21 protein-coding genes, 1 pseudogene and 1 riboswitch are annotated in these 21,267 nt (G+C 53.9%); of the genes and pseudogenes, 10 read left to right on the forward strand and 12 right to left on the reverse strand.

All coding sequences use genetic code 11. The annotated features are described in order from the left end of the window. The gene (gene moaB, locus J1784_RS22765; RefSeq protein WP_217151079.1) at positions 1–513 is read right to left on the reverse strand and encodes a molybdenum cofactor biosynthesis protein B; all 513 of its coding nucleotides are present in this window, start codon (positions 511–513) and stop codon (positions 1–3) included. Between the two features lie 31 nt (positions 514–544). Beyond that, positions 545–1,531, reverse strand: coding sequence for a GTP 3',8-cyclase MoaA (gene moaA, locus J1784_RS22770; RefSeq protein ID WP_217151080.1), 987 nt, complete (start codon positions 1,529–1,531; stop codon positions 545–547). After that, positions 1,521–1,678: riboswitch (molybdenum cofactor riboswitch) on the reverse strand. (Overlaps the previous gene by 11 nt.) A 261-nt stretch (positions 1,679–1,939) precedes the next feature. Here moaA and J1784_RS22775 point away from each other — a divergent pair. Continuing rightward, positions 1,940–2,848, forward strand: a complete 909-nt coding sequence (locus J1784_RS22775) for a gluconeogenesis factor YvcK family protein (RefSeq protein ID WP_217151081.1) — start codon at positions 1,940–1,942, stop codon at positions 2,846–2,848. A 63-nt stretch (positions 2,849–2,911) separates the two neighbouring features. Here J1784_RS22775 and J1784_RS22780 read toward each other — a convergent pair whose 3' ends face one another. The 4 genes from J1784_RS22780 to J1784_RS22795 all read right to left on the reverse strand — a co-directional run bounded on the left by J1784_RS22780 (position 2,912) and on the right by J1784_RS22795 (position 6,889). Beyond that, a complete protein-coding gene (locus tag J1784_RS22780) occupies positions 2,912–3,436 on the reverse strand; it encodes an isochorismatase family protein (protein WP_217151082.1) in 525 nt (174 codons plus the stop codon). A gap of 38 nt (positions 3,437–3,474) precedes the next feature. Further along, on the reverse strand, positions 3,475–3,843 hold the full coding sequence (locus J1784_RS22785) for a VF530 family protein (protein ID WP_013576381.1): 369 nt from the start codon (positions 3,841–3,843) through the stop codon (positions 3,475–3,477). Between the two features lie 66 nt (positions 3,844–3,909). Continuing rightward, positions 3,910–5,916, reverse strand: coding sequence for an excinuclease ABC subunit UvrB (uvrB, locus tag J1784_RS22790; protein ID WP_217151083.1), 2,007 nt, complete (start codon positions 5,914–5,916; stop codon positions 3,910–3,912). Positions 5,917–6,565: 649 nt separating this feature from the next. Next, positions 6,566–6,889 carry a hypothetical protein gene (locus J1784_RS22795; protein ID WP_217151084.1) on the reverse strand — a complete coding sequence of 108 codons (324 nt, stop codon included), beginning with the start codon at positions 6,887–6,889 and terminating at the stop codon, positions 6,566–6,568. A 16-nt stretch (positions 6,890–6,905) separates the two neighbouring features. Here J1784_RS22795 and J1784_RS22800 point away from each other — a divergent pair, with 16 nt between their 5' ends. Beyond that, positions 6,906–7,616, forward strand: a complete 711-nt coding sequence (locus J1784_RS22800) for an ABC transporter ATP-binding protein (RefSeq protein WP_217151085.1) — start codon at positions 6,906–6,908, stop codon at positions 7,614–7,616. A gap of 4 nt (positions 7,617–7,620) precedes the next feature. Here the strand turns inward: J1784_RS22800 and bioD are convergent, their stop codons facing one another. The 4 genes from bioD to bioB form a co-directional block, all read right to left on the reverse strand. After that, positions 7,621–8,298: a dethiobiotin synthase gene (gene bioD / locus J1784_RS22805; RefSeq protein WP_238485656.1), complete on the reverse strand. Its 678-nt coding sequence runs from the start codon at positions 8,296–8,298 to the stop codon at positions 7,621–7,623. A gap of 65 nt (positions 8,299–8,363) precedes the next feature. Beyond that, positions 8,364–9,155 (reverse strand): malonyl-ACP O-methyltransferase BioC, encoded by a 792-nt coding sequence (gene bioC / locus J1784_RS22810; RefSeq protein WP_217151086.1) that lies wholly within the window; start codon positions 9,153–9,155, stop codon positions 8,364–8,366. Next, positions 9,139–10,290: an 8-amino-7-oxononanoate synthase gene (gene bioF / locus J1784_RS22815; RefSeq protein WP_217151087.1), complete on the reverse strand. Its 1,152-nt coding sequence runs from the start codon at positions 10,288–10,290 to the stop codon at positions 9,139–9,141. The genes bioC and bioF overlap by 17 nt, the downstream gene beginning before the upstream one ends. 3 nt (positions 10,291–10,293) lie before the next feature. Further along, positions 10,294–11,331, reverse strand: coding sequence for a biotin synthase BioB (bioB, locus tag J1784_RS22820; RefSeq protein ID WP_217151088.1), 1,038 nt, complete (start codon positions 11,329–11,331; stop codon positions 10,294–10,296). Between the two features lie 130 nt (positions 11,332–11,461). On the opposite strand from bioB, the gene bioA reads away from it, so the two are divergent. Further along, complete coding sequence (gene bioA, locus J1784_RS22825; RefSeq protein ID WP_217151089.1) at positions 11,462–12,739, forward strand: adenosylmethionine--8-amino-7-oxononanoate transaminase; 1,278 nt, start codon at positions 11,462–11,464, stop codon at positions 12,737–12,739. Here the strand turns inward: bioA and J1784_RS22830 are convergent, their stop codons facing one another. Continuing rightward, a complete protein-coding gene (locus J1784_RS22830; RefSeq protein ID WP_217151090.1) occupies positions 12,740–13,693 on the reverse strand; it encodes a LysR substrate-binding domain-containing protein in 954 nt (317 codons plus the stop codon). Between the two features lie 155 nt (positions 13,694–13,848). On the opposite strand from J1784_RS22830, the gene J1784_RS22835 reads away from it, so the two are divergent. The 3 genes and pseudogenes from J1784_RS22835 to J1784_RS22850 form a co-directional block, all read left to right on the forward strand. After that, positions 13,849–15,003, forward strand: a complete 1,155-nt coding sequence (locus J1784_RS22835) for a methionine aminotransferase (protein WP_217151091.1) — start codon at positions 13,849–13,851, stop codon at positions 15,001–15,003. A gap of 40 nt (positions 15,004–15,043) precedes the next feature. Then, on the forward strand, positions 15,044–15,823 hold the full coding sequence (locus tag J1784_RS22840; RefSeq protein WP_217151092.1) for an ABC transporter substrate-binding protein: 780 nt from the start codon (positions 15,044–15,046) through the stop codon (positions 15,821–15,823). Between the two features lie 264 nt (positions 15,824–16,087). Beyond that, positions 16,088–16,532 (forward strand): annotated as a pseudogene (locus J1784_RS22850) (type VI secretion system baseplate subunit TssF); the annotation flags it as partial. Between the two features lie 53 nt (positions 16,533–16,585). Here J1784_RS22850 and aphA read toward each other — a convergent pair. After that, positions 16,586–17,299 carry an acid phosphatase AphA gene (aphA, locus tag J1784_RS22855; protein WP_217151094.1) on the reverse strand — a complete coding sequence of 238 codons (714 nt, stop codon included), beginning with the start codon at positions 17,297–17,299 and terminating at the stop codon, positions 16,586–16,588. Positions 17,300–17,570: 271 nt separating this feature from the next. Between aphA and J1784_RS22860 the strand changes: the two genes are divergently transcribed. The 4 genes from J1784_RS22860 (at position 17,571) to J1784_RS22875 (ending at position 21,265) form a co-directional block, all read left to right on the forward strand. Further along, a complete protein-coding gene (locus J1784_RS22860; RefSeq protein ID WP_217151095.1) occupies positions 17,571–18,608 on the forward strand; it encodes an NADP-dependent oxidoreductase in 1,038 nt (345 codons plus the stop codon). Positions 18,609–18,650: 42 nt separating this feature from the next. Next, positions 18,651–19,343, forward strand: a complete 693-nt coding sequence (locus tag J1784_RS22865; RefSeq protein WP_217151096.1) for a type 1 glutamine amidotransferase domain-containing protein — start codon at positions 18,651–18,653, stop codon at positions 19,341–19,343. 37 nt (positions 19,344–19,380) lie between these two features. Further along, complete coding sequence (locus J1784_RS22870) at positions 19,381–19,863, forward strand: kinase inhibitor (protein WP_120506216.1); 483 nt, start codon at positions 19,381–19,383, stop codon at positions 19,861–19,863. A gap of 121 nt (positions 19,864–19,984) precedes the next feature. Next, the gene (locus tag J1784_RS22875) at positions 19,985–21,265 is read left to right on the forward strand and encodes a putative acyl-CoA thioester hydrolase (RefSeq protein ID WP_217151097.1); all 1,281 of its coding nucleotides are present in this window, start codon (positions 19,985–19,987) and stop codon (positions 21,263–21,265) included. Positions 21,266–21,267: the final 2 nt, after the last annotated feature.

Raw genomic sequence — 21,267 nt, forward strand, 5'->3', positions numbered from 1 at the left:
TTATTTCTTCAAATGTGGAGTGAAATTGCACGGCCCCTGACGGGCATCGAGCTGCGCTTCAATGATATTGTTCCAGGCAGTCTGGCAGGCGCGGGTTGAACCGGGCATGGCGAAAATCACCGTCTGGTTGGCGATGCCACCGATGGCACGCGACTGAATGGTCGAAGTGCCGATATCTTCAAACGACACCATGCGGAACAGTTCACCGAAGCCTTCGATCTCACGGTCAAAAAGGGGTTTCAGCGCTTCCGGCGTATTGTTGCCCGCGTTAAATCCGGTGCCGCCGTTGATCAGTATCGCCTGAATTTTTTCATCGGCAATCCATGCGGAGACCACGGCACGGATGCTGTAAATGCTCTCTCTGACGATTTGCTGTGCGACGACGTGGTGACCGCCTTCGGTCACGGCTTCTTTCAGGTAATGCCCGGACGTGTCTTCTGCGTCGGTGCGGCGATCGGAAACCGTCATGATCGCGACAGATAAAGGCAAAAACTCTTTGCTGGCTTTGCTCATCAGTTTGCTCCTTAAACGATAAATGCCGGACTCAGCCGCCGATAAACGACAGATTCTGTGTAATTCCGGTATTGCCTTCATGCAGGAAGTGAGTTTGTTTTTTGCGGCTCAGGCCGCCCTGAATGCGGTCCATCAGATCGTCCTGCTGCATGTCGTCGGCTAATAAATCACGCAGCGGAATACCCTGCTCGCCGAAAAGACACAAATGCAGATTGCCGATGGCAGACACGCGCAGCCGGTTACAGCTGGCGCAGAAGTCTTTTTCGTACGGCATGATCAAACCAATTTCACCGAGATAATCCGGATGGCTGAAGACCTGCGCCGGACCGTCGCTGCGGGAGCGAATCTGTAACTGCCAGCCCTGACGCACCAGTTGCTCGCGCAGCACTTCACCAGAAACGTGATGTTTGCGGAACAGGTCACCGCCGTCGCCGGTTTCCATCAGTTCGATGAAACGCAGCTGGATTGGACGGGTTTTGATCCAGTCGAGGAACGTGTTCAGGCTGGCGTGATTCACATCGCGCATCAGCACGGTATTGACTTTCACCTTACTGAAACCGGCGTCAAAAGCCGCGTCGATCCCGGCCATCACATCGCGGAATTTATCCTGACCGGTGATGGCGTGAAACTGGCGGGCATCGAGACTGTCGACGCTGACGTTGATATTGGTCAGACCCGCATCACGCCATTTGTTGATGTCACGCGCCATGCGATAACCGTTGGTCGTCACCGCAAGGGTTTTGATAGAGGGGTTTTCGCGCACTGCGGCAATAATTTCGCAGAAATCGCGGCGCAGCGACGGTTCTCCACCGGTCAGACGCACTTTTTCCGTCCCTAAGTGAGCGAACGCGCGGCTGACCCGACGGATTTCATCGAGCGAGAGAAAACTTTTATTGCTGTGTCCGTGTGGCTTATAGCCATCCGGCAGACAATAGGTGCAACGAAAATTGCACACGTCTGTGATCGACAGCCGCAAGTAATAAAACTTGCGGGCAAAAGCATCAGTAAGTTGAAGCACCTTAACACCTTTCCAAATACGGGAGATGCGGGCATTTCTGCCATGCACCCTGGTGACTGATTGTCACGGCCAGGGCTCCATATTGTTTCTGTGGGAACAACGTCAGAAAGGCAACTTAGGAACCAGGGCTAGGAGTTGATTCATCCCGTCCATAGCGGAGCGATGATGAATACGGGGGTAACAGGGCATATTCTAACGCTGTAAAGTCCGGATCGCCAAGATGGTTTTTCGTTATGCATTTTGATATATAACGACTTTTCACAACAAAAGGCTGCATTTTCAACGCTAAAACCGCTTGCTTTTGAATGCTCTGAGAGTGGCGTGAGGGGATAACATCTTGTTGCAAAGTTAGGTAAAATCCCCGCAGAAAATTGATTTAACCCGCCGCTCCCCATTGTAAGGAAAACCATGCGCAACCGAACTTTAGCTGATCTCGACCGGGTGGTGGCATTAGGCGGAGGTCACGGGCTTGGCCGCGTGATGTCATCCCTCTCCTCCCTTGGCCCGCGCCTGACCGGCATTGTGACCACCACCGATAACGGCGGTTCGACCGGCCGCATTCGTCGCTCCGTCGGCGGCATCGCCTGGGGCGATATGCGCAACTGCCTGAATCAGCTGATCACCGAACCCAGTCTGGCATCGGCAATGTTCGAGTACCGCTTCAGCGGTCAGGGCGAACTGGACGGGCATAATCTGGGCAATCTGATGCTGCGTGCGCTGGATCATCTGACCGTGCGTCCGCTCGAAGCAATCAATCTGGTGCGCAGTCTGCTGAAAGTGGATGCAGAACTTATCCCGATGTCAGAACAGCCGGTCGATCTGGCCGCCACTGGCGCTAACGGTGAAACCGTTCACGGAGAGGTGAATGTCGATAAACTGACGCAGATCCCTCGCGAACTGATGCTGGAACCGCAGGTGCCCGCCACACGTGAAGCGTTACAGGCGATTGCGGAAGCTAATCTGATCCTGATTGGTCCCGGCAGTTTCTTCACCAGCCTGATGCCGCTGTTGCTAATGAATGACCTCACCACGGCGCTACGTCGCAGCCGTGCGCACATCGTGTATATCGGTAATTTGGGGAAAGAACTTAGCGTGGCTGCCGCCTCGCTGACGCTGGATAACAAACTGGATATGATCGAAACGCGCATTGGTCGCCGTGCGGATGCGGCGATTGTGGGGCCGAAAGTGAAAGTCGGCGGAAGCGCCGCTGAACATCTGATTATTCAGAGTCCGCTCGAAGCCAGCGATGTGCCCTATCGCCATGACCGCGATATGTTGCGGGCGGCCATCGAAGAAGCACTGCAAAAAATGCTCTGATTTATCAGTAACAGAAACAACAAAGGCCGCGCAATGCGGCCTTTTTACGTCAGAAAACGTAATTTACTGCCAGTCAGCCAGGATTTCTGCGGTGGTTTTCACTGTGACCGGATTGCCCGGCACCGACAATTCACGCCAGACTTCGTTATGCTGACCGATCAGCTGCTGCGCCGTAGCGTGCGTGCGGTCACCGGTGGTATGCGCGTCCGAAGCGACAGTCACGGCATACCCTTTGCTGGCAGCGATTTTAATGGTCGTATCCACACAATAATCTGTCGCACAACCGCAGACAGTAAAGCGGGTCGCATTCAGTTCCTGCAATACCGCCCCGAGCGTGGTGCGATAAAAAGAGTCACAGGCGGTTTTGGTCACAGAAATCGCGCCTTCGGGTTGATGAAGCTCAGGTAACACCTGCCAGAACTCGCTGCCTTCGGTCATTTCGCCTTCAGCGTGCTGAATAAAAATAACGCGCCCTGCCCGGTTAATCAGCTGATTAATGCGCTCAGCACGTCCGTTGCGGTCATAACGCGGGGAAGCGAAAACCCCGTTTTGCATATCCACTACGATAAGAACGTTTTGCTCAGGCACGACTTTTCCCTCAAATGAACACAATGAAATGCGCGAAATTACTTTTTCACCAGCGGATGATTATTCCACGGGCTGTCGGCAGCGGGCTTCGCAGTACTGACTTTTGGTTTTTGCGGTGCCTGCGCAGAAAGCGGCGTGCGGCGCTTGCTGCGGGTCATATCCGGGCGCAGATGGCCTTCGATGAAATCCAGATACAGTGTTTCCACTTCTTTGCGCGCCCACGGTGTGCGGCGCAGAAACTTCAGACTGGATTTCACACTCGGGTCGCTTTTAAAGCAGTTGATATTCACCTGCGAGGCCAGCGCGGGCCAGCCAAAGTTATCCACCAGCGTTGTCAGCAGTTTTTCCAGCGTGACGCCGTGCAGCGGATCTTTCGCTGCGCCAGGGTTTTGTGGTGTATCAGTCATTGGCTCGCTCTTCGTTAAAATGTCAGGGTGATGATTTTCAAGCCGCGCACTTTAGCATTTTTCACGTTACGAAATCGCAATAAACTGCTCGCGCAATGCATGCAGCTCGTCGCGGGTGTTGGCCGCTTCTTCGAATTCCAGATTCTGTGCGTGCGCATACATCTTACTTTCCAGCTCTTTGATGCGCTGCTCCAGCGCTTTCGGCGTAAGCGATTTGAAAGTTTGCGCCGCTTCTGCATCGCGTTTGTCTTTGTTCTTTTTGGTCTTCGGCTGGCCGAGTTGCAGGATGTCGGAAATTTTCTTGTTCAGCCCCATCGGCGTGATGCCGTTTTCCAGGTTGTACACTTCCTGTTTGGCACGACGACGTTCCGTTTCTTCAATGGCACGGGCCATTGAATTGGTGATTTTGTCGCCGTAGAGAATCGCTTTACCGTTAAGGTTACGCGCCGCACGACCAATGGTCTGAATAAGCGACCGCTCTGAACGCAGGAAACCTTCTTTGTCAGCATCGAGGATCGCCACCAGCGAGACTTCCGGCATATCCAGCCCTTCGCGCAGTAAGTTGATGCCGACCAGCACATCGAATTCACCCAGACGCAAATCGCGGATAATCTCCACACGCTCCACCGTATCGATATCAGAGTGCAGGTAACGCACCTTCTCGCCGTGTTCTTCCAGATATTCCGTCAGGTCTTCCGCCATACGTTTGGTCAGCGTGGTGACCAGCACACGCTCGTTAATTGCCACACGCTTACGGATTTCCGACAGTAAGTCGTCCACCTGCGTGGTGACCGGACGCACTTCGATAATCGGATCCAGCAGACCGGTCGGACGCACCACCTGATCGACCACATCATCACCGGATTTTTCCAGTTCGTATTTACCCGGCGTGGCGGAAACATAAATACTTTGTGGTGCCAGCGCTTCAAATTCCTCAAAGCGCATCGGACGGTTATCCAGCGCAGAAGGAAGACGGAAGCCATATTCCACCAGCGTTTCTTTACGTGAGCGGTCACCTTTGTACATGCCGCCGATTTGCGGAATGGTGACGTGGGATTCATCGACAATCAGCAGGCCGTCGGCGGGCAGATAGTCAAACAGCGTCGGAGGCGGCTCGCCCGGCCCGCGCCCAGACAGATAGCGTGAGTAGTTTTCGATACCGGAGCAGTATCCGAGCTCGTTCATCATTTCGAGATCAAACTGCGTGCGCTGGCTGATGCGCTGTTCTTCCAGCAGTTTGTTATTGGCCAGCAATACCTTACGACGGTCGGCCAACTCAACTTTGATTTCTTCCATCGCCTGCACGATACGTTCGCGTGGCGTGACGTAGTGTGTTTTCGGGTAGATGGTGAAACGCGGCACTTCGTGCTGAACCTGACCGGTCAGCGGATCAAACAGCGACAGGCGTTCGACTTCCTGATCAAACAGCTCGATGCGCAGCGCCAGATCGTCCGACTCTGCCGGGAACACATCAATGACTTCACCGCGCACGCGGAAAGTACTGCGCTGGAAAGCCTGATCGTTACGTGCATATTGCAGCTCTGCCAGACGACGCAGGATTGACCGCTGATCGATAATCATCCCTTTGGTCAGATGCAGCATCATTTTCAGATACAGGTCCGGATCACCTAAACCGTAGATGGCAGAAACCGACGCCACCACGATCACATCACGGCGTTCCAGCAGGGCTTTAGTCGCAGAAAGACGCATTTGCTCAATGTGTTCATTCACTGAGGCGTCTTTTTCGATAAATGTGTCTGAGCTCGGGACATACGCCTCGGGCTGATAATAATCGTAGTAGGAGACAAAATATTCGACGGCGTTCTCCGGGAAGAACTCTTTCATCTCGCCGTAAAGCTGCGCCGCGAGCGTTTTATTCGGAGCAAGCACCATCGTCGGACGGTTCAGGTCAGCAATCACGTTCGCCACGGTAAAGGTTTTGCCAGAACCGGTCACCCCGAGCAACGTCTGGTGCGCCAGCCCGTTCTCCAGCCCTTCTTCCAGGCGGCGTATCGCCTCAGGCTGATCGCCCGACGGTTTAAATTCGGAATGCAGTTTGAACTCTTTACTCATGACGGGCTACCTGACTGAAATGAAAATGCACAAGGCCGTACGGACTGAACCGGTGAACAGTTCGCGGAAAAATAGTATGAAAGACTTCGCAATTTTTGCCAGCCCTGATTTTACTTGGGCTATAATACTGTATATAAAACCAGCTTCCAATCGATAAAAACAGAGTCAGTTTTAACGTCTTGCTGCAACTGCACTTTTTTAGGTTAAGGCAAAGGGGAATTCTCACCATCACAAGACATTTTTAACCTGAAATTTACGACTATTCACTTTCTGACCACAGCTTGACGAAGATTGACACAACTATGACGAACGAATTACGTCTGTATTGCTTTTAACTAACTCATTGATTAAAAAAAGTATCTTCAAAAAGCTGCGAATACGGGCAAACTGAGCGCAACCCGCGTCCAGTCTCGTCTGTAGCAACTTTTCTTACTCTCATGCACAAGGTTATCCACAGGAATAGTGGATAAGTCTCAGCACGCCAAGCGCGGCGGGAGTTGGTAAAAAACCAATTTTTGCTCCGTCAGCGCCTGAGAGCTCTTTTTTAGTTATTTTTTATCTTTTTTATCTCCTTATTTATGCCTATTTTGCCTAGATTTCCGGGCGGATGTTCCTTGCAAAACCCAAAAGTGCATCTGATCAGGATTTTTCAGCTTCTCAGCAGCGCAAACCTTGCACCAAAATCAGTGAAGCTGGCACTGCCAAAGTGCAGTTTCCTTTTATTGCTTATCACGCCCAATCTCAAAATCCTGACAATACTCATGAATAATCCTAAATCATCCGCCCGCGGGCTGTTAACAGCTGTGTAACCTCTCTTTTTATCACCCTCTGGTAAAACTTGGCCTGAGAGTTGCAATTTCACTCTTTGAAGAGATTTCGTGAAGGATTCCCCTGCAAAAAGCGCCTGCAGCGGAACATAAATGTCAGAAACATGACAGTGGCCGTCAAAATGCAGTCCGGTGAAAAGCTCCATGAGGGAGGTACGTCTGATGTTAAGTGTAAAATCCGTTAATCAGTACTATGGGCAAAAACATATTCTGTGGGACATCAATCTCGAACTGTACCGCGGGCAGTGCACCTGCCTGATAGGGCGAAATGGCGTGGGCAAAACAACGCTGGTTAATTGCATCATGGGCCATCTTCCGGTGAAAAGCGGCGCTATTTCCTGGCAGTCGCGCGATGAAGAGCCGCAAAGTCTGCTGAATCTGCCGGTAGAAAGCCGCGCACAGATCGGCATCGGCTATGTGCCGCAAGGGCGGCAGATTTTTTCGCAGATGAGCGTCGATGAAAACCTGCAAATCGCCATGATGGCCAGCCGGAATAAGACACGTCGCGTGCCGGAAGAAGTTTATGACCTGTTTCCGACATTAAAGGAGATGGGTGCGCGTAAGGCGGGAGAGCTCGATGAGAGCCAGCAGCAACAGCTGGCGATCAGCCGGGCGCTGGTTCAGGAGCCGGAGTTGCTGATACTCGATGAACCGACCGAGCACACCAGCGCGTCGATGGCAGCGAATATGGGCAATATCATTCACCGACTGAACCGTGATCTCGGGCTGACCCTGTTACTTGTCGGTCATAAACTGCCGTTTATCCGCAGCGTCGCCGATCGGTTCTGTCTGGTCGATGGCGGTCGTAATGTCGCACAGGGCACGCTGGCGCAGCTCGATGAAACGTTAATCAAAAACTATCTGACGGTCTGACGTTTCACGCGGTGAGACGATCCAGATGAAGATATTGTCCCAGATGAACGTCAGTTCCGGCGCTCAGGTACGGGATCTCGCCCAGCAGCGGCGCAGGCAGCATACGCGTGAGCGTATCCATATATGCCTGATGATGCTTCCCCGTTTCCTGCACGTCGTTGGCTATCCAGCCCGCCAGATGCAACCCGCTTTGTGCGATGGCCTGTGCCGTCAGCACCGCGTGGTTAATGCAGCCGAGGCGCATGCCCACCACTAAAACGACCGGCAACTGCTCGGTGATAACCCAGTCAGCAAAGGTGTAATCCGCAGTCAGTGGCGTATACCAGCCGCCCGCGCCTTCTGTCACCACCCAGTCCGCCAGCGGTTCCAGATGACGTAAACCTGCGGATAACACCCGCGGGTCAATCGGGCATTTTTCCAGCTCGCTGACGATATGCGGCGACGTCGGTTCGATAAAGGTGCACGGATTCACTTCGTCATAACGCAGACCGACGGTGCTGTATGCCTGCAACGCCAGAGCGTCGCTGTTACGCGGCCCCTCAGCGGTCATTTCGCTGCCTGATGCCACCGGTTTATATCCGGCTGTTGTGTGTCCGGCGCATGCGGCGGCCTGCAAAAATGCGGTGGTGGCGACGGTTTTCCCGACTTCAGTGTCAGTGCCGGTAATGAAGTATTTTTTCATGATTTATTTTAATAAAAGCCTGGTGTTGGTCTTTAGCTCCTCCCCTGCGAAGGGGAGGAGCTTTGTTAACGTGGGATCAGTTCTTCGACCTGCAAAATGCCGTAAACCAGCCGGTAGTTGAGCGGCAGAATGCCGTCGCGGCGGACGTAGTGTTTTTCCAGCAATTGCAGGCGCTCTCTGCCGCCCAGACCGCCGAGACGGCCGTTTTTGATGTGTGTCGCGCCGATGCCTTTCAGCGAGCGCATCAGTGACATCACATCGGGGAATTCCGCAACGTGATCGCTGAAGGTCACTTCGTGGCGATACGGCGCACAAGCTTCGGCGATTTTGTCCGGTGTCAGGAACTGGTTCACATGACGGCGGCCATCGACTTTCATCCATGCCGCAGCCAGTTCGTTAAGCGAACCTTCTGCCAGCGTGGAAAACAGCACCAGCCCGCCGTTGCGGGTGATGCGGTGCATTTCTTCCAGCGCGCGCGGCAACGCGTTACACCACTGCACCGCCAGATTGCTGAAACAAATGTCGACAGAATTGTCGGCGAATGGCAAACGCTCGATGTCGCCCGGCACATATTCATCGGCGGAATCCAGCTCGCGGGCACGATCTAACATGCCTTCAGAGAGATCCAGCGCAATGACCTTTTTGCCCTGCGCTTTCCAGTGACGGCTGAAATAACCGGTGCCGCAGCCTGCATCGACGACCAGATTGCCGGCGTCTTTAAGATACGGCGCCGCGAGCGCCAGTAATTCCCCGCCCACATCACGCTGCAATTGTGCGGCGTTTTCATAACTGATGGCGGCGCGACTGAACGCGTCGGCCACCGCTTGTTTGTTCACTAATTCAGTGACTGCACCCATGAAGGGACTCCAGCAAAAAATCGATATCTTCCGGCTCATGCGCCGCCGTCAGGGTAATACGCAACCGCGCACTGCCCGTCGGCACCGTCGGTGGACGGATGGCGCTGACCCACAACCCGCGTTCGCGCACTGCCGATGCCAGATCCAGCGCAGGCTGATTTTCACCGACAATGACAGGCTGGATAGCGGTCTGCGAACCGGTAAGCTGATAAGTCAAACTGGCCGCACCCGCGCGAAAACGGGCAATATTAGCCGCCAGTTTACCACGCAGGCCGTCATCCTGCCGGATTCGTGCCAGCGAAGCCTGTAACGCACAGACCTGCGCTGCAGGCATCGCCGTGCTGTAAATCAGATGACGGGCGAACTGCAACAGGTAACCGGCGGTGGCATCATCACATAACACTGCCGCGCCACTGCAACCGAAAGCTTTTCCGAATGTGACCACCAGCAGCTCCGGCCTGATGCCCTGCTGCCAGCAACTTCCACGCCCTTCTTCACCCATAACGCCCACACCGTGCGCATCATCGACCATCAGCCAGCTGCCGTGCGCTTTAGACAAATCATGCAGTTCTGCCAGTGGTGCAGCATCGCCATCCATGCTGAACACGCCTTCGGTGACGACAAGTGTTTCGCCAGCCACCGGTTTTTCCAGCAGACGTTGCAGGGAATCCGGCTGATTATGGTGAAAACGCCGCAACTGCGAAGGCGCATGCGCGGCGGCTTCCAGTAACGAGGCGTGGCTGAGTTTATCCGCCAGCACCCGATCATCACTTTGCATCAGCGCCGCAAGAATCGCCTGATTGGCTGCAAAACCGGAGATAAACAGCAACGCTCGAGGATAGCCCTGCCAGTCCGCCAGCTGTTGCTCAAATTCGGCGTGCGCCTCGCTGTAACCGGTGACATGCCCGGAACCGCCGCTGCCGACGCCGTATTTCGTCGCACCCTCCTGCCACGCGGCAATAACATCAGCATCCTGACTCAGGCCCAGATAATCGTTACCGGAAAAGTTCAGATAACGACGCTCAGCCTGTGTCAGAAAGCGCGCACTGCCGCCGCTGTTCGGCTGACGCACACGAAAAGCCGCCGCCTGTTTACGCGCCGCGACCGCTTCGTTAATCCGCGTTTGCCAGCTCACCGGTTATACCCCCGCGTTGTAGAACTGTTCGGTATCGGCATGGACCAGCTGTTCCGCCAGCGCGGCCTGCTGCTGGTTATCGCCCATTTCTGTTTCAAAGGACTGCGGATTCAGCCCCAGCTTGCCAAACAGAATCAAATCTTTATCTTCCGCCGGGTTTGGCGTGGTCAGCAGTTTGCAACCGTAGAAGATCGAGTTGGCACCGGCCATAAAGCACATTGCCTGCGTCTGTTCGCTCATCTGCTCACGACCGGCGGAAAGGCGCACGTAAGATTGCGGCATCATGATGCGCGCCACGGCGATGGTACGGATGAAATCGAACGGATCCACATCGTCGTTATCGGCCAGCGGCGTGCCTTTGACTTTCACCAGCATGTTGATTGGCACGCTTTCCGGTGGCACCGGCAGATTCGCCAGCTGCATCAGCAGACCTGCGCGGTCTTTAACGGTTTCGCCCAGACCGACAATCCCGCCCGAACAGACTTTAATGCCCGCACCGCGCACTTCCGCCAGGGTATCCAGACGTTCCTGGTAGCTACGGGTGGTGATGATGCTGCCGTAAAATTCCGGCGAGGTATCGAGGTTATGGTTGTAGAAATCCAGTCCGGCGTGCGCCAGACGCTGCGCCTGAGTCGTGTTCAGCGTGCCGAGCGTCATGCAGGTTTCCATGCCCATTTCTTTGACGCCCTGCACCATTTGTTCAAGGTAGGGCATATCGCGGTCATGCGGGTTTTTCCACGCAGCGCCCATGCAGAAACGGGTCGAGCCGGCGGCTTTTGCCTGACGGGCGGATTCAAGAACTTGTTCGACCTGCATCAGACGCTCAGATTCCAGCCCGGTTTTGTAACGGGAGCTCTGCGGACAGTATTTACAGTCTTCCGGGCAGGCACCGGTTTTAATCGACAGCAAGGTGCTGACCTGCACCTGACGCGGATCGAAATGTTGACGGTGAATTTGCTGAGCTTCAAACATCAGCTCCAGGAATGGCTTATCGAACAAGGCCTGAGTTTTTTCCAGCGTCCAGTGGGTGCGGGCAGTCATTGCGACTCCTTAAAAAAGTGTTCAGTTATATTTTTTTCATAATCCGTAAACCATTTTTGAATTGTTTTGGTTTACCGTCAACGTTAAAATTGTTTTTTAGTTTACGATTCACCACCCGCAGGACTCTTTTATGACACCCGCCGATATTGAATTCGACCAGCGCCACATCTGGCATCCGTACACGTCCATGACCAAACCATTGCCGGCATACGCGGTGGAATCCGCGTCCGGCGTGATGTTGCAACTGGCAGATGGCCGTCAACTGGTGGACGGAATGTCGTCCTGGTGGGCGGCGATCCACGGTTACAATCACCCGCAACTGAATCATGCCGCGGTCGAACAAATCGGAAAAATGTCACATGTGATGTTCGGCGGGATCACGCATCCTTCGGCGGTTGCGCTGTCGCGTCGTCTGGTGGAGATGACACCAGCCGGGCTGGAATGCGTGTTTCTGGCGGATTCGGGTTCGGTTGCAGTAGAAGTGGCGCTGAAAATGGCGATGCAATACTGGCAGGCGCGCGGCGAAAAACGTCAGACCTTACTGACGCTGCGCAACGGCTATCATGGCGATACGTTTGGCGCGATGTCTGTTTGTGACCCGCAAAATTCGATGCACAGTTTGTATCAGGGTTATCTGCCGCTGCATCTGTTTGCCGATGCGCCTCAAAACCGTTTCGACGGCGAATGGGATGAAGCTGATATCGCGCCGTTCGCCAAAATGCTCGATGAAAATCACAGCAAAATCGCAGCCGTGATTTTGGAGCCGGTGGTTCAGGGCGCGGGTGGCATGCGGATTTACCATCCGCTGTACCTCAGACGCGTGCGCAATTTATGCGATCAGTACGGCGTACTACTGATTGCCGATGAAATCGCCACCGGTTTTGGTCGCACCGGCAAACTGTTTGCCTGCGATCATGCGAAGATTTCGCCGGATATTCTTTGTCTCGGCAAGGCGCTGACCGGCGGTTACATGACGCTTTCCGCCACCTTAACCACGCGTCATGTCGCCGAGGTGATCAGTAATGGCGAAGCGGGATGTTTCATGCACGGCCCGACGTTTATGGGTAATCCGCTGGCCTGCGCCGTCGCCAATGCCAGCCTGCGGTTGTTAGCCGAAAATCGCTGGCAGGCGCAGGTGCTGAATATTGAGAAACAACTGAAAGCCCAATTGCGACCGCTGGCTGAACATCCGGCCGTTGCCGACGTGCGGGTGCTGGGCGCAATTGGAGTAGTGGAAATGCGCCAGCCCGTCGATATGGCGCAATTGCAGAAGCATTTCGTCGGACAAGGCGTCTGGATCCGTCCGTTCGGTAAACTGATTTATCTGATGCCGCCTTACATCATTTCGGCTGAAGATCTCAGCAAACTGACCGGCGCGATAGCCAGCGCGCTGGCTGCGCTGTACTGATCAGTTTGCGCTGACTAACCGGTGCGACGTCGATAACAGCGCGCTCAGTTTTTCCCGGCTGAGCCGCGCTTCTTCATTGAGAAAATCAATCGCTACTTTCAGCGCAGGCGTGGGGTTTTCCGGATACAGCAAGGTATAAGACGCACCGCTCGCCACGCACAGCGGGAACGGTGCGACAATTCTGCCCGCCTGCAAATCGTCCTCAATTAACGTCAGGTCACCCATCGCCACACCATATCCCTGTAACGCCGAATTGATGGCCAGATCCAGCGTATCAAAATGCTGGGATTTGGCAGAAGGCAGCCCCTGAACACCCTCTTCACGCAACCATAACAGCCAGTCGCGGCGATCCCGTGTCGGGTGTAACAGCGTTTTATCCTCAAGATCTGCCACTTTGGTTTGCCCTTTATGATGCGGCAAAAAATCCGGCACACAGACCGGTGTCAGCACTTCATCAAAAAGATGATGAGCGCGGCGCGGCGATTCCGGCGGGCGACCAAAGACCACGGCAGCATCAAAATGCTCGCTGCTGAAATCCACCCCATGCGCGATAGAGGCCGTCAGCTCAATCTGCATATCAGGCCGGTTATTTTGCAGCTGAATAACCCGCGGTAACAGCCAGCGCATCGAGCAGGTCGGGCATTTAATGCGTAAGGTATCCGGATGCGATCCGACGCGTTTCAGGGCTTCGCCCATCAGCGTGAGCGCCTGCTGTACTGGCGGCAAGAGCTGCGCCCCGCGCGGTGTCAGCGTCAGCCCGCGGGCCTGGCGTAAAAACAACGGATAACCCAGCGTGGCTTCCAGTCCGGTTATCTGACGGCTGACTGCGCCCTGCGTGATATGCAGCAGCGATGCGGCGTGGGTCAGATTCAGCGTCTGCGCGACCACAGAAAAGGTTTTCAGCACGTTGAGTGAGGGTAAATTCAGGTACGGCAGTTCAGGCGAAAAGCTCACAGTTACCTCGTTAGAAACGTCATAAAGCCATGACTTCAGATCATAACGAGTATGACAAACTTTCCATTGTCGGCACAGGGGAACTGTTGCTTAATCATTCAACACCCTTTTATACCTTCTCATGGCCGCACGGCCTGTTTTATTGGGGAAATGCTATGAAGAGCGCCATGTCGCCGCAGTCTAAATTACCGGACGTCGGCACCACCATTTTTACCGTTATCGGCCAGCTCAGCGCCGAGCATAATGCCCTAAATTTATCGCAAGGCGCGCCGAACTTTTCCTGTCAGCCGGCACTGATTGAAAGTGTCGCCAAAGCCATGCGCGATGGTCATAACCAGTACGCGCCGATGAGCGGCGTGGCGGCGTTACGTCACGCGCTTTCTGCCAAAGCCGAAGCGCTTTACGGCTGCAAATATGACGCCGACAGCGAAGTAACTGTGGTTGCCAGCGCCAGCGAAGGCCTGTATTCCGCCATCAGCGCACTGGTTCATCCGGGCGATGAGGTAATTTATTTCGAACCATCGTTTGACAGCTACGCGCCGATTGTCCGTTTGCAGGGCGCGAAGCCGGTCGCCATCGGCCTGTCGATGGATGATTTCAGCATCGACTGGGATCAGGTAGCGAGTGCGATCAACAGCCGCACGCGGATGATCATCATTAACAGCCCGCACAATCCGACTGGCGCTATTTTCACTGATTTTGATATCGAGCGTCTGACCGCGCTGACCAAAGACACCGACATCGTGATTTTGTCCGACGAAGTGTATGAGCATGTGGTGTTCGACGGCGAGCGCCATGAAAGCATGGCCTGCCATCCGCAACTGGCCGAACGCAGTGTGATTGTGTCATCGTTCGGCAAGACTTATCACGTCACCGGCTGGCGCGTGGGCTATTGCCTGGCACCGGCGGAGCTGATGAGTGAAATCCGTAAAGTGCATCAGTTTATGATGTTCTCCGCCGATACGCCGATGCAGGTGGCTTTCGCTGAAGCACTGGCGGATCCGCAAAGTTATTTAGGTCTGGCGGATTTTTATCAGCAAAAACGCGACCTGCTGGCCGAAGCGCTGACTGAATCCCGCTTTGAATTACTGCCAAGTCGTGGCAGCTTCTTTATGCTGGCGCGTTTTAGTCATTTCAGCCCGCTGACCGACGACGAATTCGTGCTGAGTCTGATCCGTGATCATCAGATTGCCACCATCCCGCTCTCGGCTTTTTATAGCAATAACAAACCCACCGGGCTTATCCGCCTGAGTTTCGCCAAAGACAACGACACGCTGTACGAGGGCGCACGCCGCCTGTGTCGCGTCTGAGCCTTGCATTTATCTACATCACGCTGGGGAATTGTGAATAATGAAAAAGTTGAAAATCGCATTACTGTTAGGATGTGCCGTGGCTTCTTTCTCCGCACTGGCGGACGGTTCCACGCTCAAATTCGGTCTGGAAGCGCAATATCCACCATTTGAATCCAAAAGCGCGACCGGCGAGTTACAAGGTTTTGATATCGATCTGGGCAATGCCGTCTGCGCCGCCGCCAGCGTGAAGTGCGAATGGTTTGATACCTCATTCGACGGTCTGATTGCGGCCCTTCAGGCACGTAAATTTGATGCGATTAATTCAGCCATGAACGTAACGGAAAAACGTCGTCAGGCAATTGATTTCACAAACGTAATTTACCGCGTGCCAACAAAGCTTATTGCTAAGAAAGATTCCGGCCTGTTGCCAACCATAGAGTCGCTTAAAGGTAAGCACATCGGCGTGTTGCAGGGTTCGATTCAGGAAAGCTACGCGCAGGCACACTGGGCTCCGAAAGGCGTGGATATCGTCTCTTATCAGGATCAGAACCAGGTTTATCTGGATCTCTCTTCCGGTCGTCTGGACGGCACATTAGTGCTGGCGCCAGCCGGTCAGAGCGGTTTCCTGTCACGTCCTGACGGTAAAGATTATGGCTTCGTCGGTGACGCCGTGCGCGATGACAAAATCCTCGGTAGCGGCATTGCGTTCGGCCTGCGTAAAGGTGATTCCGCCACCAAAGAGAAACTCGACAAAGCTATCGCCAAAGTGAAGCAGGAAGGCACCGTGCAAACGCTGTCGAAGAAATATTTTGGCGATATTGATGTGAGCGTGAAGTAAATTTTTGAGACAATGCCGGTTGAAACAATCAGCTGGCATTATCTTCTGATCCTCATTATTTCACCGTAACCCTTGCCGTTAATGGCATCACGACATTTGCTCCCTCCGGGCAACCGCAGGCCACAACATCCCCTTCCAGCACAATGGGTACGCCATTAATTAACTGCTGATGAGGACCTTTAGGAATAATATTCCGCATTCCGATTAGCGTTGTGGGAAAACCGTCGATGGTCATGGTCGCTATGTAAGTATCCCGTCAAAACGACCCGGCCAACCTTTCCCTTACCACCAGTAACGGCGGAGCAGCAGCATTGGTCTTTGCTTTCCAGCATGAATCTAAGCTATCTGACCTTGCTCGATGTTGAAGGGATCCGGCAGGTTATACGCGACTTCGATTTACCAGGGATTTATCATCCGAATCTGGCAGGACTTTCAGAGCAAAAACTGGAGGCCATCGAAAAGCTTGATACGCACCCTGTCGACCTGCTTTTCAGGGGGATCCCTGTGCGTGGCCTCCATTCAACGCTGTTTGTGCGACCGTCAGCATTTTCCTGCACCGGCGAAATGTATTTACTCGGGACGAGTTCTGTCATACGTATTCGCGATGTATTCCAGTGAAAATAGTTTTCATATGCTCAAAATGGTCAATCTTGATACGCAGGAATGTTTCGAGTGGGAAGCCAGAAAGGGACAACATAAACTGATGTAGTGGAATTGGTTTAAAGAAGGCCCCTGCCACCGGCAGACACCTTCTTTTGATAATCAGTATTCCGAATTCACAATGACTTCTTCGCCAAACACACCGGCTTGCGGCAACGGTTTATAGCTGGAGTTTGAGGCGCGCAGTACGCGGATCCCCCTCGCGCTCACGGCCTGAGCGGCAGTAATGTCGTTGTCAGAATCGCCGTAAAACACTTTGATTTGCTTGTCTTTTAGCCACTGGACTTTAGTGTTCTGCCCGGTTTTATCACCGGCAAAAATCACCGGGTTTACTTTGTCCTGCGGGATCTGGAAATCTTCCTGCAATGTTCTCGTCACAGTTTCCGTTTTGGTTTCGCTGCGCCCTGTCACGAAGTAAATGCTGTCACCGCGTTTGAGGTGCATGGCAATGAGGCTCTTCGCCACGTCTTTCGGCATACTGAAATCATCCCAGCCGTTGTTCATCTTCTCCCAAAATTGCGGGTTCTTCAGGTAATCCTGTTTGCCGGGTGAAAACTCTACCTGACCGCGATAAAAGCCCGGTGAGGAGAACAGCACAGTGTCATCAATATCAAACCCCACCGCCATTGGCGGGCGGCCATTAAGGCTGTTTTCAATCTGAGCGACAGACACCCAGTGAACCGGCGATTGCTGAGCGAGTTGCGCGACATTCACCCCCGGATAAAGCGGTCCAGGCGTGGCGTCTTTCGCGACAGCAGAGTAATTCAGGCTGAGCAGCAGGAAAATGGCACTGAGTGCCAGAGGAGTTTTACGCATTCGGATCCCTTTTTTATGCTTATTAATCTTGCAGATAAAGTGGAGCAACTGGTCAAAATTCTTAACGACCATACCTGCGCAACTGACAGATTTAAAGGAATTTTCCGGCGGATGTCATAGGAAAAGATGATGGTCACATTTCAGGGTAAAACCCTCCGAATTATTCAAAGATGGCATAAAGCGCTTGGTTCGAAAACCGTTTAGCGTCCTATACTTATTCCCAATTACATTAGCTTTTAACTTTCTTATAAGAAAACGAAAAGGAATGACTATGCCCCAGTTACAGTCTGAAAACCGCCGCATCGTGCTGGCCTCACGTCCTCACGGTAAACCTGTCGATGATAATTTCCGTCTGGAAAAAGCCCCGCTTGTGCAAGCGAAAGACGGCCAGTTATTGCTGCGCACCGTGTGGCTTTCGCTAGACCCCTATATGCGCGGACGCATGAGCGACGCTCCCTCCTACGCTGCGCCGGTACAAATCGGTGAAGTGATGACCGGCGGCGCGGTTTCGCGCGTAGTGGAATCTAAAAGTCCGGATTTCAAAAACGGTGATTTAGTGGTCGGCAGCACCGGCTGGCAGGATTATTCGGTTGCCGATGCCAAAGCGGTGAAGAAACTGGAAGGCGCGGCGCTTAAACAGCCATCCCTGGCGTTGGGCGTTTTAGGTATGCCCGGCTTCACGGCCTTTATGGGCCTGCTGGATATCGGCGAGCCAAAGCCCGGCGAAACGCTGGTTGTGGCGGCGGCGACCGGGCCGGTCGGTTCGCTGGTCGGGCAGATTGGTAAAATCAAAGGTTGTCGCGTGGTGGGTATCGCGGGCGGCGAAGAGAAATGCCGTTACGCGGTTGAGCATTTCGGTTTTGATGAATGTCTGGATCACCGCGCGCCAGATCTGGACAAACGTCTGAAAGAAGCCTGTCCGGACGGTATCGACGTGTATTTCGAAAACGTCGGCGGTGCTGTGTTTGACGCGGTGCTGCCGCTGCTCAACACCAAAGCACGTATTCCGGTGTGCGGTCTGGTTTCACAGTACAACGCCACCGGGCTCAGTGAAGGACAAGATCGCCTGTCGCTGCTGACCGGAACTATCCTGAAGAAACGCATGCGCATGCAGGGCTTTATTATTTTTGATGATTACGGCCATCGCTATCCGGAGTTTGCAAAACAGATGAGCGAATGGTTTGAAGCAGGGAAAATTAAATTCCGCGAAGACATTGTGGAAGGATTGGAGAATGCTCCGCAGGCGTTCTTTGGTCTGCTGGAAGGTAAGAACTTTGGCAAACTGGTTGTTCGTGTCGGTCAGGACTGATCCCCCCTTCTACATCAGCTGACGGCGTCCACAGGAGGTAACATGAAATTACTGATTGTATTGACATCACACGATAAACTCGGCGAAACCGGCAAGAAAACCGGATTCTGGCTGGAAGAATTCACCGCACCCTATTATGAATTTCTGGATGCGGGCGCTGAACTGACGTTGGCCTCGCCCAAAGGCGGGCAACCGCCGCTGGATCCGAAAAGCTCTGAGCCGGATGCCCAAACGGAAACCACAGCCCGTTTTCACCAGGATGACAAAGCCAGACAGGCGCTGGCGAACACTTTGAAACTCAGTGACGTCAGCGCGGATGACTTTGATGCTGTTTTCTATCCCGGCGGTCACGGGCCGTTATGGGATCTGGCGGAAGATGCGGATTCCATTGCGCTGATCGAAGCGTTCTGGAAGGCGGACAAACCGGTTTCTGCCGTGTGTCATGCGCCGGGCGTTCTGCGCAATGTTCTGATTGATGGCACACCGCTGGTCAAAGACAAACGCGTCACCGGTTTTAGTAACAGCGAAGAAGACGCCGTTGGCCTGACCGATATCGTGCCCTTCCTGGTCGAGGATGAACTGAAGAAAAACGGCGGCGATTACAGCAAAGCTGCCGACTGGCGTCCCTATGCCATCACCGACGGCAAGCTGATAACCGGCCAGAATCCGGCGTCTTCCAAAACGGTCGCCCTGGCGTTGCTGAAAATGCTGGGCGGGGCTGAGATCAGCAAGTAATCTGACGGGCAACCCTTCACCAAAAGATGAGGATTTTATGGCATTTACACTGACCAGTAATGATTTGCGCGATGGCGAAAAAATGCCGGAAACACAGGTTTTTAACGGCATGGGCTACAACGGCGACAATTTGTCGCCACATCTGGCCTGGTCCGGCGCACCGGAAGGCACCAAAAGTTTTGTGATTACCGTTTATGACCCCGATGCACCGACCGGTTCCGGCTGGTGGCACTGGGGCGTGGCGAATATTCCGGCAAACGTGACCGAATTGCCGCAAGGTGCAGGCTCCGGTAAAGGCGGTTTACCTGCCGGTGCCGTGCAGACCCGTACCGACTTTGGCAAAGCCGGTTATGGCGGCGCAGCCCCTCCGCAGGGCGAACATCATCACTATCATTTCACCGTATACGCCATCGATACAGAAACGCTGGAAGTGGATGAAAATGCCAGCGGCGCTTATCTCGGCTTCAATGTGCATTTCCATACTCTCGGCAAAGCATCACTGACAGTGATATACAGCTGATTCCTGTGGTATAAAAGACGCAGAAAAGGTGGTCAGTTTTACTGGCCACCGTTTTTTTATTGCGGCGATGACCGCAACATTGAAAAAAAGAACAATCTTCTTCATCAAGGAGTCAGTCACAGTGAAAATTTCCACCCTGTCGCGCGCGTGCGCTATGTTGTCTGCCAGCCTGATCCTGGCGGCATGTAGCAGCAGCCATCAAGGCTTATCCAGCCAGGTTGCTCCGGGCACCGCGTCACTTCCCGTGTTATCTGCGGACGAAGCGGCCAACTTTACAGCGAAAAATTATCTGGCCTTTGGCGGCCCTTCTTTGCAGGTTCAGCAGCAGGGCTGGTTCCCTAAACTGGCAAGCACTGACGGCGCGAAAACCGACTTCGTGGTCGGGCCGCAGTTAGGCACCGACGGCGCAGCTTACGCGAACGTTCAGCAGGCAGTGAATGCCGCGTTGGCAGTGCGTAACCACGGCGAACGTATCTTCATTAAAATTCTGCCGGGCACCTATAACGGCGCAGTTTATATTCCCGCTGGCGCACCGCCAATCACTCTGTTCGGTGCGGGCAACAGCTCCGCTGACGTGACCCTGGCACAAGGCCTGGAAGCTTCTGCAGCGCCAGCCGTTTACCGTTCTACCGTCAGCCCTGCCGGTCAGTTCCTTCCGGGAGACCGCGCATTCTACATGTTCCAGAACTGCGCAACGCTGACCACTGAAACCATCGGCACCGGCTGTACCGCGACCGTCTGGTCACAGAGCAGCAGCCTGCAATTGCAGAATCTGACCATTGGTAACTCTCTGCTGGATACCGTAGACGGCGGCGATCACTCCGCGGTGGCACTGCGTACCGACGGGGATAACATCATTCTGGATAACGTGCGTCTGATTGGTCGCCAGAATACGTTTATGGCCAACACCGCCAATATCCACAACCAAACTGACAACAGCCGTTATAGCCGCGTTTACGTGCATAACAGCCTGATCGTCGGTGATGTGGATTACGTGTTTGGTCGCGCTAATGCAGTGTTCGATCACGTTGAATTCCACACTGTCAGCAGCCGTGGCGTGAAACAGGCTTCCGTCTTCGCACCGAATACTCCGGCAACCGCGCCATACGGTTTCCTGGTTATCGACAGTAACCTGACCGGCGACCGCGGTTTCGAGCAGGCAGCAAAAGCGAAAATGGGCCGTGCGTGGGATGCTGAAGGCGCGAGCAGCCAGCTGGTTATCCGTGACAGCAGCTTCGACAACAGCTATGACCAGTTGCACCCGTGGGGCGCTTCCGTCTTCTCCGGCCAGCCGTTTGCAGGCAACCTGCCGAAAGATGAGAAGCAGCAGCGTAATCTGAACGACACCAACTTCAACCGCCTGTGGCAGTACAACAACGTGCTGACTCAGCCTGCGAAGTAATT

The organism is Rahnella ecdela (genome assembly GCF_019049625.1).
Taxonomy (GTDB): domain Bacteria; phylum Pseudomonadota; class Gammaproteobacteria; order Enterobacterales; family Enterobacteriaceae; genus Rahnella; species Rahnella ecdela.